This window comes from Streptomyces sp. NK15101, from assembly GCF_020400725.1.
Lineage (GTDB): Bacteria > Actinomycetota > Actinomycetes > Streptomycetales > Streptomycetaceae > Streptomyces.
In genome coordinates this window covers 137,047-151,423 of record NZ_JAINVG010000011.1, presented here as the reverse complement: position 1 = coordinate 151,423, position 14,377 = coordinate 137,047, and the positions used below count along the sequence as shown (strand labels likewise).

Genomic DNA, 14,377 nt, shown 5'->3' with positions numbered 1-14,377 from the left:
CGGTCTCGTCGGCCATCTCCAGGTGACCGGCGACGAAGTCCGCGTGGAAGTGGGTGTTGATCACGCCGACCACGGTGAAACCGCGCGCGGCGGCGTCGGCGAGGTACTCCGAGACGTCCCGGCGCGGGTCGACGACGACGGCCCGCCCGGTCTTCTCGTCGGCGATCATGTACGACGCCTGGGACAGACAGTCGAGGTAGTACTGGGCGAAGAACACGGCAATCCCTTCATCAGGAGCGCACGCCGAAGCGGGCGCGGAGGCGCCGGGGCGTGGCGGGGCGGAGGCCCGGATCCGCCTGGGCGGCGGCGTTCGAGGCCGAACCGTGTGCGGGCCGGCGGCCCGGATCACGCATCGAGGCGTCCCCTGCTCGGATACCCCCACGGGTATTTACACGCTCGACCGTAAAGGGGCTCCCGCGGGGAAGTCAAATACCCCCCTGGGTATTCTGGATCGCCACTCGGCCGTTTTGCCGGACCGGCAACAGCAGTGGCGTGACCGGGATGGGGTGGGCGACGGTGCATCCGTGACCGACGACATCGCAGCGGGAACGCCCGCCTCCGCCCGTACCCCTTCGCCCGCCGACGGATACCTCGGAGACCCCGCGGTACGGGCGAGATGGGACGACCTCTACGCCGACCGGGAGCAGCTCTGGAGCGGTCGGCCCAACGGTGCGCTCGTGGCCGAGGTCGCCGGGCTCGCCCCCGGCCGGGTGCTCGACGTCGGCTGCGGCGAGGGCGCGGACGCCGTCTGGCTCGCGCGCGGCGGCTGGGACGTGACGGCGCTGGAGGTCTCGGGAGTGGCACTGGAGCGGGCGGCGGGGCACGCGCGGGACGCCGGCGTCACCGTCCGCTGGGTCCACGCCGGCCTGGCGGAGGCGGCGCTCCCGCCGGCCTCCTTCGACCTGGTCTCCGCGCAGTACCCGGCACTGCTGCGCACGCCCGACGCCGCGGCCGAACGCGCGCTGATCTCGGCCGTCGCGGTCGGCGGCGTGCTGCTGCTCGTCCACCACGCCGGGATGGAGAACCGGCAGGCGGACGAGAGCGGCTTCGACCCGGCCGACTACGTCTGGCCCTCGATGGTCAGGGCCCTGCTCGACGACGACTGGGAGGTGGAGGCGGACGAGCAGCGGCCGCGCGCGGTACCCGAGGGCGGGGCCGGCGCGCACCACACCCACGACCTGGTGCTGCGCGCGCGCCGGCTCCGCTGAGGGACTCAGGGCCCGTCCGACCCCGATCCGCCGGACGGGCCCTGAGCGGACTCCAGCAACTCCTTCAGCCGGGCCAGGTCGGCGGCGACCGTCTCGGCGTCACGCTCGAAGTCTCCGTCGCTCGTCCCCGGCTGGCGGCGGAGGGTGAACACCACCTCGCTTCCCGTGCCGTCGGCGATCACCCGGACCGGGTTGTGGAAGGTCTCCCCGGAAGGGAGCGTGACGTCGTGGTCGAGTACGCCCAGCTCGTTGCGCGGCACGAACCTGACCGTGACGCGCCCCAGGGGAGAGGAGTCCGCGATCCATTCCTCCCCGACCTTCTCGATGGACTGCCCCAGGCCATGGGCCCATGCGGGCAGGTTGGCCGGATCCGACGCGTAGGCGTAGACCTCGTCGACGGTCCGGTCGACATGGACACTGAGGTGGCGCGATTCCCTGTCGGTGAGACTCATGGCCTCGACGCTACCGGCTGAACTCCTCCGCCAACAGGGAGGCCGTTCCGGCCACCAGCGGGTTGTCCGTGGGGGCGTCCTCCTCGGGCTGCGTGGAGAGGACGGCCAGGACGATCGGCGTGCCGTCCGGCCGCCAGGCGATGCCCACGTCGTTGGCGCCGCCGTAGCGCGGGGAGCCGGTCTTGTCGGCGAGGAGCCAGTCGGCGGGCAGACCGCGGCGGAACTTCTCGGTGCTGGTGGTGTTGCGGAGCAGCCAGTCGGTGAGCCGCGCACGGTCGTGGGGCTCCAGCACGTCGCCGAGCACGAGGCGGGCGTAGTCGAGGCCGATGGCGTACGGGGTGGTGGTGTCGGTGACCCGCCAGGGCTCCGCCGAGTTGAGCTCGGGCTCCCACCGGTCGAGCCGGGTGACGCGGTCCCCGATCGAACGGCAGAAGCGGGTGATGCCGGTGGGGCCGCCCAGCTCCTTGAGGAGCAGGTTGCCGGCGGTGTTGTCGCTGAAGCGGATGGTGGCGTCGCAGAGTTCGGCGATCGTCATGCCGCCGGAGACGTTCTCGGCGAGACCCGCGATCGGCGAGATGCCCGACCTGGTGACGTACGCCTGGGTGTAGTGGACGCGCCGGGCGAGGAACTCGCCGTCGTGGTCGAGGTCGCGCAGGACGGCGGCGGCGGCGAGCGTCTTGAACACCGAGGCCATGGGGAAGCGTTCGTTCGCCCGGTGGGCCACGGTCCTGCCCGTGCGCATGTCACGGGCGAACACGCCGAGCCGTGCGGTGTGCTCCCGCTCCAGGCGCCTCAGCCGCGCGACGATGCCGCCCGGTTCCGGTAAGGCCTGCGCGGTTCCCCCGCCCAGCGCGAGCGAGGCCGTGAGCGCCGTGCCGACGCCCAGGGCGAGGGCGGTACGGCGGGACGGTCCTGGTCCGTTGGAGTGCAAGGTGCTTCCTTCCGTGGTGATCACTGTCGTACGTGTACACGCCCCGGCGGCCCGCCCGGTTTCGCCGCGCGGGGCCGCGCGGCGCTTCCACCGGCCGGGAGCGGAAGGATCAGCCCAGTTGCCGGCGGACCAGCTCGTGGAACAGCCCGGTCGTGTCGGCGAGGAGTTCGGCCGGAGTGCCCTCCTGGACGACGCGTCCGTCCGCCAGGGCGATCACCCGGTCGGCGTCCATGATGGTGGACAGGCGGTGGGCGATCACGACACGGGTGGCGTTCAGGGCGCGGGTCGACTCGATGACGATCCGCTGGGCCTCGTTGTCGAGGGCGCTCGTCGCCTCGTCGAAGAAGAGGACGCGGGGTCTGCGGATGAGCGCCTGAGCGATCATCAGTCGCTGGCGCTGGCCGCCCGAGATGGTTCCCCCGCCGTCGGACAGCATCGTGTGCATGCCCATGGGCATGGCCTTGATGTCCTCGGCCAGGCCCGCCATCGCGGCGGCGGCCCACACGTCCTCCAGCGGGTACGTGCCGGCGCCGCGGATGCAGTCGAGGACGGATCCGGAGAACGGCTGGGCGTTCTGGAGGACGACGCCGCACTGGCGGCGCACGGCCGCCAGGTCCAGAGCCGCGAGGTCCTGACCGTCGTACCGCACGGTGCCGGAGGTCGGCCGGTCGAAGCCGATGAGCAGCCGCAGGAGCGTGGACTTGCCGCAGCTGCTTGCCCCGACGATCGCGACGAACTCGCCCGGCCGCACCCGCAGACCGACCCCGTCGAGGACCAACGGGCCGTCCTCGGAGTAGCGGTAGGACAGGTTCTCGGCCTCGATCGCCCCGGTCAGTTCGCCGGGCCGGGCGCTGGACCCGCGGACCTCGGGCGTCTCCCGGAAGACCGGCCTGATCTGTTCGAACATGGGCTGTACGGCGGCGGCCGAGAGAAGCGCGCCGGTCAGCTGCGTCACCGAGGACAGCATCATCGTGACGGCGGTGCTGAAGGTGAGGAACTCGCTCGCGGACAGGGTGCCGCGGGCCGGGCCGGCCAGGAGCGCGAACATCACGAGCGTGCACAGCGGAAGACAGACCGCGCCGAGGACCGCGAGGACGTTCTTGATCCGCCCGACGCGCCGGTGCAGCTCACGCGTCCGGGCGAACTGCCCGGCCCAGGCGGCGTACGCGAAGCTCTCGGCCGCCGCGACGCGCAGCTTCGGCAGTCCGCGCAGGGTCTGGAAGGCCTGGTTGTCGAGCTTGTTGCCGAGCCGGACCAGCTGCCGCTGGTACCGCAGCTGCCAGAGGCCGAGGCCCAGGAAGACCGCGGCCGTGGCCAGCAGCAGGGCGAGCGCGACGAGGGCCAGCGGCACGCTGTAGACGAGGAGCAGCACCAGGTTGACCGTGCCGACGGTGCCCGCCTGGACGACCACCGGGCCGGTGCCGGACAGGACCCGGCGGATGGCGCTGATGCCCATGGCGGCACCGGCCAGTTCACCGGTCGACCGCCCGGCGAAGAACGTCGTCGGCAGGCGGAGGAGCCGGTCCCAGACGGCCGGCTGGAGGGTGGCCTCGACGCGGCCCTCCATACGGAGGATGGCGGTGTTCTGCAGCAGCATGAACGCGGCCGACACGACGCCGGCCGCGATGATCGCGAAGCCGGCCTGGACGATCAGCCCCGTCTCGCCCGCCGGTACGTACGCGCCGAGCACCTTGCCGGTGGCGACGGGCACGAGGGCGCCGAGGGCGACCGCGACGAGCCCGCCGAGGAGCAGGTCGCGGAGCTCCGCCCGCGTTCCCCGGGCGCTGAACCGGAGCAGCCGCAGCAGGCCGAGGGGCCGGTCGGGCAGCGGCCGGTAGAACATGACGGCCCGCGGTGCGAACGCCGCGGCCCCGGTCCGGCCGACGCGCTCCCGCTCACCGGTGGCGGGGTCGAAGGCCACGTACCGGCCGCGCCGCCACAGCAGGGCGACGGGGGCCCCGTCCGCCGCGCGGTGCCCCACGAGGGGCCCGCTGTCCTCGCGCCACCAGCGGTCGCCGAGCCGGATGCCCCGGGTGCGGATCCGGGAGGCGAGCGCGATGCGTTCGACGGGGTCGAGGTGCCCGGGGTCCGCGGCCGTGCCGTCCGGATCGGCGAGGGTGATGCGCGCCTCGGCGGCGACGGCCCGGCACACCGCGTAGGTCGCGTCGTCGTCGGTTCGGCCCCGCGGGGTGCCGCCGGAGCGGCCGATGGAGGCGAGCAGCGTGTGGTCGGCCCGGGTACGGGCGGCCCGGCCGGCCTCGATCCCCGCCGCCGCGCGGTCCTCGTGGTCGCGCTCGAGCTGCTCGATCCAGTCGTCCAGGGCGTAGAGCAGCCGGTACTGCTGGTCGACCATGCCCTGCCAGGTCGCGGCGTCCACGAGGAGGGTTCCGGAGCCGTCGCCCTCGTACCCCTGGTGGCCCGTCGCGTAGGCGGCTCCGTACGCGATGCTCCCGGGGGTGAGCCGCATCCAGAGGACGTCGTCGTCGGCCGTGCCCGGGGCGTCGCCGGGGCTGCCTTCCGGGGCCGCCTGGTACAGGACGCGCAGCCCGCGCCCGATGCCGAGCGCGAAGGCGTGCTCCAGGGGGCTGAGCGGGGCCTCGGTCCCCGTGCCGTACGCGCGCTGGCCCTCGTACCACTGGCCCTCGTACCACTGGCCGCCGTACCCCTGCTGCCCGTACGGCTGCTGTCCGAAGCCCTCGTCGCCGTACGCCTGACCGCCCGCGTACGGCAGTTCGCGCAGCTCGACGCGGTGCAGCAGGCAGCCCTGCGCGGGCCGGCCGATCAGGGTGTGCGCGGGGCCGTCGACCGGACCGAGCAGCAGCGTGCCCGCTTCGAGGCGGCCCAGGAAGTGCCAGGGGCCGAGCCGGGCCGCGTCGACGGCGAACAGGTCGAGGGCGCCCTCGACGACGAGCCAGAGGACGTGCGGGCCTTCGAGGGCGAGGCTGCGCGGACCGGCGCAGTCGACCGCGGTGCCCAGGGCGCCCAGGGCCGCGACGACCGGGTCCGGGGCGCCGGCGTGCCGTACGCCGGTGACGTCGGTGTACGGGTGGGGGACGTTCACCTCAGTGCTCCTTGACCAGGCCGGCGTACGTGCCCCGCGCCGCGACGAGCTGCTCGTGGCGCCCGCGCTCCACGACCGTGCCCCGGTCGAGCACGACGATCTCGTCGCTGTCGCGCACGGTGCTCAGCCGATGGGCGATGACCACACAGGCGCAGCCGCGCCGCCGCAGGTTGTCGATGACGACCTGTTCGGTCGCCGCGTCGAGCGCGCTCGTCACCTCGTCGAGGATCAGGACGCTCGGGCGGCGCACCAGCGCGCGGGCGATCTCCAGGCGCTGGCGCTGGCCGCCGGAGAAGTTGCGGCCGTCCTGCTCGACGCGGCTCCGGATGCCACCGGGGCGGCGGGCGACCTCGTCGTACACGGCGGCGTCCTGGAGGGCGGCGACGACGGCCTCGTCGGGGACGGAGGGGTCCCAGAGCGCCACGTTGTCGCGGACGGTGCCCTCGAAGAGGAAGACGTCCTGGTCGACGAAGGAGACGGAGGCCGCGAGGGCACTGCGCGGGATGTCCTCCAGGCGCATCCCGTCGATGCGGATCGCGCCCTCCCACGGGGTGTAGAGCCCGGACATCAGCCGCGAGACGGTGGATTTGCCGCTGCCGGACCCGCCGACCAGGGCGACCTGCTGACCGGGACCGACGGCGAGCGAGAAGTCCTTGAGCAGCGGCTCGTCGAGGGGGCTGTAGCCGAAGGTGACGCCCTCCAGCTCGACGTGGCCGGTGAGACGGCGGGTGGCGGCGCCCGGGGCGCGCCGGGTGTGCACCGGGTCGACGGGGAAGTTCTCGACGTCCCTGAGGCGGGCGACGTCGGCGGCGAAGTCCTGTACGCGGCCCGCCACTCCGTTGAGCCGGGTGATCGGCGCGGTGAAGCCGGTCACGAGGGCCTGGAAGGCGACGAGCAGGCCGACGGTGAGGTGCCCCTCCACCGCCCGCAGACCGCCGATCATGAGGATGAGCGCGCTGTTGAACGCGGCGAGGGTGGGCGCGACGACCGCCAGCCAGGCGCTGGGCACGCCGAGCCGCTGCTGCACGTCCAGGGTGGTGGCGTGCTGCCCGGCCCAGCGGCGGAAGAAGCCGTCCTCGCCACCGGTGGCCTTCATCGTCTCGATGAGCTGGAGCCCGCTGTACGCGGTGTTGGTCAGCCGCGCGCTCTCGGCGCGCAGTTTCTGCGTGCCGGTGGCCCGCAGGTGGACGACGACGCGCAGGGCGACGACGTTGAGCAGGGCGATCAGCACGCCGACGACGGTGAGTTGCGGGTCGTACGTCCAGAGCAGCACGGCGTAGAGCAGGACGACGACGGCGTCGACCGCCGCCGCGGCCAGGTCGCGGGCGAGGGTCTCGGCGACCGTCTCGTTGGTCCGGAGGCGTTGGACGAGGTCGGCAGGGCTCCGCTGCGCGTAGAAGGCGAGCGGGAGCCGCAGCAGGTGCCGCAGGAAGCGGGCGCTGCCCAGGGTGGAGGCGATGATGCGCCCGCGCAGCAGATTGGCCTGCTGGAGGGCCGTGAGCGTCCCGGTCAGGACGAGGGCGGTCGCCATCGCCGCGAAGACCACGCCGAGCAGGGACGTCTGGTTCCCGATGAGGAACATGTCGATGTACGTACGGCTCAGGGCGGGCACCCAGGCGCCGACGGCCACCAGCAGGAGGCTGGCGACGACCGCGGCGGCCATGGTGCCGGAGGTGCCGCGCAGCCGGGCCGGAAGGGCGGAGAGGACGCCGGGCCGGTTGCCGCCGCGCCGGAAGCCGGGGCCCGGTTCGAAGGTGAGCACGATGCCGGTGAAGCTGGTGTCGAACTGGTCCATGGGGACGAACCTGCGCCCGCTGCCGGGGTCGTTGACGTACACGCCGGGCCGGCCCAGACGGCGGCCCATGCCCTCGTAGACGACGTAGTGGTTGAACTCCCAGAAGAGAATGGCCGGAGCGGGCACCTCCGCCAGCGCGGCCAGGTCCATCTGCATGCCCTTGGCCTGGAGTCCGTGGCCACGGGCCGCTTTGAGGAGGTTCCCGGCCCTGGACCCGTCGCGGGAGACGCCGCAGGCGATGCGGAGCTCCTCCAGCGAGACGAAACGGCCGTGGTGCCCGAGGACCATCGCGAGGGCGGCGGCGCCGCACTCGACCGCCTCCATCTGGAGCACGGTGGGGGTGCGGACGGTCCTGGGCCGGCGGCCCTCGGGGACCTGCGCACGACGTCGGGGGCCGCCCGCCGGCGGGAGCCCGCGGGCCGAGCCGCGCGACCTGCCGCCGGACCGCGTCCGGTTCGGGGCGGCCGCCCGTGACGCGCTCACGGGAGCAGCCAGTCGACGGGCCGCTGCGCGGCGAGGTGGACGGAGCCGGTGACGGGCGTGCCGGAGACGGGGGCGTGCGGGGGACCGTCCGCGGAGGACCAGGCGTACCCGGAGGCGGTCGAGGGGGAGCGGTCCAGGATGACGAGCACCGCGACCGGATCGCCCTCGCTGGAGAAGCGCGCGGCGAGCCCGGCGTCGCCGAGGAAGGAACCGAGCTGGGCCTGCGTCTGCGGAACGCGGCCGACGGCGCTGACACGGCCGCGGAGCACGCCGAACCGGTCGCGCGGGGCGGACTGGACCCCGAGGTCGACCCGGGCGCCCCGGCGGATCGCGGCGGCTGTGTCGCCCGGCAGGTACAGGACGGCCATCAGCGGGGCGTGCGGATCGGTCACGCGCTCCACGGTCGCCACGTCGGCGCCGGTGGTGACGACCGAACCCAGCCTCGCGTACAGCGTGGTGACGCGACCGCCGGCCACGGCACGGACGGGCCGGTCGCCCCGGTCCGTGCGGACGGTCAGCAGCGGCGCGCCGGGGGCGACGGGCCGGCCCTCTTCGACGAGGACGTCGGTGACCTGTCCGGCGACGGGACTCTGCAGCAGGTAGGTGCCCTCGGCGTGGGTGAGGAGGCCGGGGGCGTTCACCTTGGACGTCACCGTGCCGGTGAGGGCCCAGAAACCCGCGGCGGCCATGACGACGACGGTGACGGCGAGCACCAGACGGCCCTGGGGGCGTGCGAAACGCACGGGCACGTCCAGTTCTTCGGGCGATTGCAGCTTGGAAAGCGCATTGCGGCGGAACTGCACGGACTATTCCTTCGACTGCATTCTCTCGTACATTCCGCGGCCGAGATTTCCGCGGCCGTTCTCAGGGGGTGTCCGTGAACCCCGGAACCGGGTGGTTCCGGGGTTCACGGGCCGTGTTCGGCTCAGATGCCGGCGATGCCGGTGACGCCCGTGGTGTCCACGGAGACGCCGGTGATGCCGGAGGCCAGACCCGGGACGCCGGCGACGAGGCCCTCGACGCCCTGGACCGTCTGCAGGGAGCCGACGGTGCCGAGGAGGTTGGTGACGTCGCTGGTCAGAGCGCCGGCGAGGCCGCCGGAGACGGTGACGAGACCGCCGGAGACGGCGTCGAGGTCGGCGTCGGAGATCTCAGCGGTCTCAAGGTCGTGACGCATGATGCGCACCCTTCGTTCATGGGGGGAATCCGTCTTCTGCGGCCGCAGCGGGATTGATCAAATCACGTGAACGGCTGACCGGAGAAATTCGGTTGACGCCTCTGCGCGGGTGTTCCTGCACCTCGGGAAGCGGCCGTGCATTCAATTTCACCGAATGCCGACACCTTCTCCTCGGATCCGAGTAACAGATTCGGCCGTCCCGGCCCGCACGGGGAACTTAAACGGACAGAACGGTGCCGTCCGGGCGGCCCCGGCCCCGGTGGTGTCGGGGAACGGTGAAGGCACCGCTCCTCGACACGCACACGTTGTGCAGGTTTCCGGCAGGCACGCGGCGGGGCCGGGACGGACCGGGGCGGGACCGGGGCGCCCGGCCCTGCTCAGGCCTCGGGCGCCATGTCGTACGTGATCCACATCGTGCGCGTGGCCACCTGGTCGTACTTGGACCGGGCGCGGTGGTTGTCGTCGGCGGTGATCCACCGGACCACGCTCCAGCCGCGCTCGGCCCCGATCCCGCGCAGCGCACCGAGCAGCAGGTCCGCCACGCCGGAGCCGCGGACGGCCGGGTCCACGAAGAGGTCGTCGAGCCAGCCGCCGACGGACGCGGACAGCGGGCGCGCGAAGGGCCGGAAGTGCGCGAGCCCGATCAGCCGCCCGTCGGCGGCCTCGGCCACGAGGCCCTCCACCTCGTGACCGGGGTCGTGGATCCAGGACCAGACGAGCCGCGCGGCCTCCTCGGTCTGCTCGACCCGGTAGAAGTCGGCGTACCCCCGGTAGAGGGCACGCCACTGGTCGAAGTCGCCCTCGCGGACCGGACGGATCGCCACGGCGGCGGTTTCGGACATCTCTTCACGCTCCTTACGCACCACTACCTGCGGTGCGGCCCCAGTGGATCATGTGCGGGACGACCGGCTGAATTCGGCCAGGTCCTCTTGCCTCGCGGAACTCCGACGCGCTTCCCCTCCTCGGCGCCCGGAGGTTCAACCGCCCCACGACGGAACGCACTTACGGTTCGCTCACACGGGCGTGCGATAAGTTGCCCGGCATGACCGAACTCGGGCCCGCTCTCTGGCCGCCTGCCCCGCTGAAGACCGAACGGCTCGTGCTCCGCGAGTCCGAGGCACGGGACCGCGCGGCGTTCATCGAACTGTTCGCCTCGCCGGAGGTGGGCACCTACGTCGGCGGCGCTCGACCGCGCGATGAACTCGACCGCGCGATGCCCGAGGTGCCCGGACGGCGCCCCGGCCTCTTCGTGGTCGACCTCGACGGAGCGATGATCGGCATGGTCACGCTCGACCGGCGGGCCCCGGAGCGTCCGGGACACGTCCGCCCGGAAGGCCGGGAGGCGGAGCTCGGCTACATGTTCCTGCCGCAGGTCTGGGGACGCGGGTACGCGGCCGAGGCGTGCGCGGCGGCGCTCGACTGGCACGCCGACGCGCTCCCCGGCGAGCCGGTGGTGCTCTCCACTCAAACCGCCAACGAGCGCGCCATGCGCCTCGCGGCGAAGCTCGGGTTCACCGAGGTGGACCGGTTCGAGGAGTACGGCGCCGAGCAGTGGTTCGGCGCCTGGTCGGCGGCGAAGCGCCGCACGTGAGTCCAGCCGCCTGGCCGCCTCCCGCCGAACGGGAGGCAGCCGCGGCGGACGGGCGCCGCCGCGCGCCGGTTACCTGGCGAAGCCGTAGTCCAGCAGCTTCTTGACGTCGGCCGCCCTGTTCGTCTCGGACGGCGAGGCGAGGACCGTACCGATGACCGTCTTGCCGCCTCGGGTGGCCGCGAAGACGAGGCAGTACTTGGCCTGCGGACCGGAACCGGTCTTCACGCCGATCGCGCCGCTGTACGTGCTGAGCAGCTTGTTCGTGTTGGTCCACGACATGTACCGGTAACCGCCGCTCTTGGTGGTCACCTTCTGCGTCGTGGACTTCGTCTTGACGACGGTGCGGAACGTGGAGTTCTTCATCGCACTGCTCGCGATCTTCGTCAGGTCGCGCGGAGTCGAGAAGTTCTGCCCGCTGCCTATTCCGTCGAACGAGTCGAAGTGGGTGTTCCTCAGACCGAGCTTCCTCGCCTCGTCGTTCATCTTCCCGATGAACGACTTGACGCGGGCCGCCCGCGTGGTGCCCGTGCCGAACTTGTCGGCCAGCGCGTAGGCGGCGTCACAGCCCGACGGCAGCATGAGGCCGTAGAGCAGCTGACGGACGGTCACCTTGTCCCCGACGATCAGCCGGGCCGAGGAGGCGTTCTTGGAAACGATGTAGTCGCTGTAGGCCTTCTGGATCGTGACCTTGGCGTCGAGGTTCAGGTTCCGCTGGGACAGCACCACCTTCGCGGTCATGATCTTCGTGGTGGACCCGGTCGACCGGCGGGTGTCCGCGGCCTTCCCGTACAACGTCGCACCCGTCCCGTTGTTCATGACGAAGCCGCCGGGAGCGGTGATCGACGGGACCGGCGGCGCGGCGTACGCCTGGCCGGCGAAGAGGCCGCCGGCCAGTACGGCCGAGGCCGTGAGCGAGACGGTCACGGCACTGCGCAGACCGAGTGTCGGAGTCAGCAAAGTCTTCTGCCCTTGGTAGAGATCGATGTCTTCCGGGTCCGCGGGGCCGGGTCGCGCGGGAGGGCCGGCCCGGGTTCTGCCGGACCGCACGACGGGGCCGGACACGGACCCGGCGCATGGAAGACGTACGAAAGGGCTTCAGGGATGCACCGCGAGGGCAGTGATCTTCACCGGTCAGGCGTCGTGCGGGACGGCCTGCTTCGCGGCGGTGACGAACGTACGGATCAGGTCGTGGTCCTTGACGCCCGGCGCGGACTCGACGCCGCTGGACACGTCGACCCCCCAGGGGCGCGCCCGGCCGATCGCCTCGCCGACGTTGTGCGGTGCGAGCCCGCCGGCGAGCAACCACGCGCCCTCGGGCCGCGCGGCCTCGAGCAGGGACAGGTCCCACTGCTCGCCGGAACCCGCCCGGGGCGAGTCGAGGAGGAGGACCTCCTCACCGTAGGCGCCGACGCGCGTGTCGGGCCGGTCGCTCAAGGACGTGGCCCGCCACAGCCGCGGAAAGATCCCGGCCGCGGCCGCGAAGTCCTCCTCGCGATACGCCGTGCCGTGCAGCTGGAGGGCGCCGAAGCCGAGTTCGCCCGCGATGCGGGCGGCATCGGCGGCAGGGGTGTCGTTGACCACGAGGACGGACAGGACACCAGCCGGAACGTGGGCGGCGAGCCGCGCCGCCCGGTCCCGGTCGAGCCCGCGCACACTGGTCCCGCTGATCACCAGCCCGACGGCGTCGGCCCCTGCCGCGACCGCCGCATCGATGTCGGCGGTCGTCCTGAGCCCGCACACCTTCACGAACACGTGTCTCTCCTCTGTCGACCCTGGGCGCGGCACCCGAGCCTACTCACTCCCCGCGGGCTCACGGACACGGACCACTTCCGGGAAGCCCCCGCCGACGGGACGAGCGTCGTCAGGCGCTCACTCGCGGACCCGGACGTCGATCGGAGGACGCGTGTCGGTGCCCTCGGCATCCAGGCCCGCGAGGAGGCGCAGCCCGTCCTCGGCCGCACTGCCGGGAGCCGCGGACAGCACCAGCAGCTCCAGGCCGGACTCCTCGGGCAGCGCGAAGTCCTCGTGGTGCAGTTCGAGGAGGCCGACCAGCGGATGCCGGTACGCCTTGCGCCCATGGGTGCGGGCGCGCACGTCCGCGCGCGCCCAGAGGCGGCGGAAGCGTTCGCTGCCCATGGCGAGCTCGCCGACGAGCGAGGCCAGACGGGGATCGTCGGGATGCTTGCCGGCGGCCAGGCGCAGGTGCCCGACGACGTCGAGCGTGCACGTCTCCCAGTCCGCGTAGAGGCCGTGCTCGGCCTCCTCCAGGAAGATGTGCCGGGCGATGTTCAGGCCGGGAATCGGCAGGCCGTAGAGGAGCCGGGCGAGACGGTTGCCGGCGAGGACGTCCAGCCGGTGGTTCATGATCAGCGCGGGTGCGTCGGCGACCAGGTCGAGGACGCGCAGCAGCTCGGGCCGGAGGCGCCCGGCCGGCGCCTTCGCGGGACGGCGGCGCTGCCGGGCGAGCCGGTAGAGGTGCCCGCGTTCGGTCTCGTCGAGGCCGAGGACGCGGGCGAGCGAGTCGAGGACCTGCTCGGAGGGCTGGGTCGCGCGCCCCTGCTCCAGACGTACGTAGTAGTCGACGCTGACCCCCGACAGGTGCGCGACCTCTTCGCGGCGCAGCCCTTCGACCCGCCGGCGGCTGTCGGTGGGGATGCCGACGGCGGCGGGGGCGATGCGGGCACGCCGGGTCCGCAGGAAACCCGCAAGATCGTCCATGTCTCCCAGTATGGCCTCGGCCGCGCCCGCGAAGGTGGCCCTGCCATTACCAGGAAGCCCGGTCCGACGGAAGGAGCGCCCCTGAACACCGGCCGCCGAGGCGTCCAGGATCGAAGGCATCCGATCCGAAGGAGTTCCCCATGAAGACGCTGATCGTCCACGCCCACCCGGAGCCCCGGTCGCTCAACGGCTCGCTGAAGGACCTCGCGGTCTCCACCCTGGAGTCCGCCGGGCACGAGGTACGGGTGAGCGACCTGTACGCGATGAACTGGAAGGCGGTCGTGGACGCCGCGGACTACGGCCCCGCCGCCTCGAGCCCGCTGAAGGTCGCCCTGGACTCGGGCCGGGCCCTCGACGCCGGGACGCTCACCCCGGACGTCGTGGCCGAGCAGGAGAAGCTGCTGTGGGCCGACACGATCGTCTTCCAGTTCCCGCTCTGGTGGTACACGATGCCCGCCATCCTCAAGGGCTGGGTGGACCGGGTGTTCACCTACCACTTCGCCTACGGCGTCGGCGAGCACAGCGACACCAAGTACGGCGAGCGCTTCGGCGAAGGCACCCTGGCGGGGAAGAGGGCACTGCTGTCGGTGACCGCCGGCGGCCCGGAGGCGCACTACGCCGCCCGGGGCATCAACGGCCCCATCGACGACCTGCTGTTCCCGATCCACCACGGCATCCTCTACTACCCGGGCATCGAGGTCCTGCCGCCGTTCGTGCTGTACGGCACCGACCGGATGACCGACGAGGACTACCAGGACGTCGCCAAGGCCTGGGAGCAGCGCCTGCTCACCCTGGAGTCGACGGAGCCGATCGCGTTCCGCCGGCAGAACTTCGGCGACTACGAGATCCCCTCGCTCCAGCTGAAGGAGGGCCTGGAGCCCGAGGGCCGCACGGGCTTCGGGCTGCACGTACGCGGCTGACCACCGGCGGCGGACACCGGTCAACGGTCACCGGGAGGGAG

Annotated in this window: 14 protein-coding genes; 3 read left to right on the top strand and 11 right to left on the bottom strand. The window is 72.6% G+C overall.

All coding sequences use genetic code 11. The features are described from left to right. On the bottom strand, positions 1-217 hold a 217-nt coding region (locus K7G60_RS09260), incomplete at its 3' end, for an MBL fold metallo-hydrolase (RefSeq protein ID WP_225800312.1). A gap of 307 nt (positions 218-524) precedes the next feature. On the opposite strand from K7G60_RS09260, the gene K7G60_RS09255 reads away from it, so the two are divergent. After that, the gene (locus K7G60_RS09255; protein ID WP_225800311.1) at positions 525-1,208 is read left to right on the top strand and encodes a bifunctional 2-polyprenyl-6-hydroxyphenol methylase/3-demethylubiquinol 3-O-methyltransferase UbiG; all 684 of its coding nucleotides are present in this window, start codon (positions 525-527) and stop codon (positions 1,206-1,208) included. Between the two features lie 5 nt (positions 1,209-1,213). Here K7G60_RS09255 and K7G60_RS09250 read toward each other — a convergent pair whose 3' ends face one another. From K7G60_RS09250 to K7G60_RS09220, 7 genes are all read right to left on the bottom strand, one after another. Continuing rightward, positions 1,214-1,660: an SRPBCC family protein gene (locus K7G60_RS09250; RefSeq protein WP_225800310.1), complete on the bottom strand. Its 447-nt coding sequence runs from the start codon at positions 1,658-1,660 to the stop codon at positions 1,214-1,216. Between the two features lie 10 nt (positions 1,661-1,670). After that, complete coding sequence (gene bla, locus K7G60_RS09245; protein WP_225800309.1) at positions 1,671-2,591, bottom strand: class A beta-lactamase; 921 nt, start codon at positions 2,589-2,591, stop codon at positions 1,671-1,673. 109 nt (positions 2,592-2,700) lie between these two features. After that, on the bottom strand, positions 2,701-5,652 hold the full coding sequence (locus tag K7G60_RS09240) for an NHLP bacteriocin export ABC transporter permease/ATPase subunit (protein ID WP_225800308.1): 2,952 nt from the start codon (positions 5,650-5,652) through the stop codon (positions 2,701-2,703). 1 nt (position 5,653) lies between these two features. Further along, positions 5,654-7,771 (bottom strand): NHLP family bacteriocin export ABC transporter peptidase/permease/ATPase subunit, encoded by a 2,118-nt coding sequence (locus K7G60_RS09235; RefSeq protein WP_374115612.1) that lies wholly within the window; start codon positions 7,769-7,771, stop codon positions 5,654-5,656. A gap of 155 nt (positions 7,772-7,926) precedes the next feature. Continuing rightward, entirely contained in the window at positions 7,927-8,733 is an 807-nt protein-coding gene (locus tag K7G60_RS09230) for an HlyD family efflux transporter periplasmic adaptor subunit (RefSeq protein ID WP_225800306.1), read from the bottom strand. A gap of 122 nt (positions 8,734-8,855) precedes the next feature. Further along, a complete protein-coding gene (locus K7G60_RS09225; RefSeq protein WP_225800305.1) occupies positions 8,856-9,107 on the bottom strand; it encodes a hypothetical protein in 252 nt (83 codons plus the stop codon). A gap of 377 nt (positions 9,108-9,484) precedes the next feature. Next, complete coding sequence (locus tag K7G60_RS09220) at positions 9,485-9,949, bottom strand: GNAT family N-acetyltransferase (protein WP_225800304.1); 465 nt, start codon at positions 9,947-9,949, stop codon at positions 9,485-9,487. A gap of 200 nt (positions 9,950-10,149) precedes the next feature. Here K7G60_RS09220 and K7G60_RS09215 point away from each other — a divergent pair, with 200 nt between their 5' ends. Then, positions 10,150-10,698: a GNAT family N-acetyltransferase gene (locus K7G60_RS09215; RefSeq protein WP_225800303.1), complete on the top strand. Its 549-nt coding sequence runs from the start codon at positions 10,150-10,152 to the stop codon at positions 10,696-10,698. A 69-nt stretch (positions 10,699-10,767) separates the two neighbouring features. On the opposite strand, the gene K7G60_RS09210 is transcribed toward K7G60_RS09215, so the two are convergent. From K7G60_RS09210 to K7G60_RS09200, 3 genes are all read right to left on the bottom strand, one after another. Next, positions 10,768-11,634, bottom strand: coding sequence for a D-alanyl-D-alanine carboxypeptidase family protein (locus K7G60_RS09210; protein ID WP_225800326.1), 867 nt, complete (start codon positions 11,632-11,634; stop codon positions 10,768-10,770). Positions 11,635-11,829: 195 nt separating this feature from the next. Then, a complete protein-coding gene (locus K7G60_RS09205) occupies positions 11,830-12,450 on the bottom strand; it encodes a phosphoribosylanthranilate isomerase (RefSeq protein ID WP_225800302.1) in 621 nt (206 codons plus the stop codon). A gap of 117 nt (positions 12,451-12,567) precedes the next feature. Next, positions 12,568-13,416 (bottom strand): helix-turn-helix transcriptional regulator, encoded by an 849-nt coding sequence (locus K7G60_RS09200; protein WP_225800301.1) that lies wholly within the window; start codon positions 13,414-13,416, stop codon positions 12,568-12,570. A gap of 140 nt (positions 13,417-13,556) precedes the next feature. Here K7G60_RS09200 and K7G60_RS09195 point away from each other — a divergent pair, with 140 nt between their 5' ends. Beyond that, complete coding sequence (locus K7G60_RS09195) at positions 13,557-14,336, top strand: NAD(P)H-dependent oxidoreductase (protein WP_225800300.1); 780 nt, start codon at positions 13,557-13,559, stop codon at positions 14,334-14,336. The last annotated feature ends 41 nt before the right edge of the window (positions 14,337-14,377 follow it).

Coding starts and splice junctions, on each gene's coding strand:
- K7G60_RS09195 (WP_225800300.1), top strand. CDS start 13,557: ATGAAGACGCTGATCGTCCACGCCCACCCGGAGCCCCGGTCGCTCAAC.
- K7G60_RS09200 (WP_225800301.1), bottom strand. CDS start 13,416: ATGGACGATCTTGCGGGTTTCCTGCGGACCCGGCGTGCCCGCATCGCC.
- K7G60_RS09220 (WP_225800304.1), bottom strand. CDS start 9,949: ATGTCCGAAACCGCCGCCGTGGCGATCCGTCCGGTCCGCGAGGGCGAC.
- K7G60_RS09215 (WP_225800303.1), top strand. CDS start 10,150: ATGACCGAACTCGGGCCCGCTCTCTGGCCGCCTGCCCCGCTGAAGACC.
- K7G60_RS09235 (WP_374115612.1), bottom strand. CDS start 7,771: ATGGAGGCGGTCGAGTGCGGCGCCGCCGCCCTCGCGATGGTCCTCGGG.
- K7G60_RS09250 (WP_225800310.1), bottom strand. CDS start 1,660: ATGAGTCTCACCGACAGGGAATCGCGCCACCTCAGTGTCCATGTCGAC.
- K7G60_RS09225 (WP_225800305.1), bottom strand. CDS start 9,107: ATGCGTCACGACCTTGAGACCGCTGAGATCTCCGACGCCGACCTCGAC.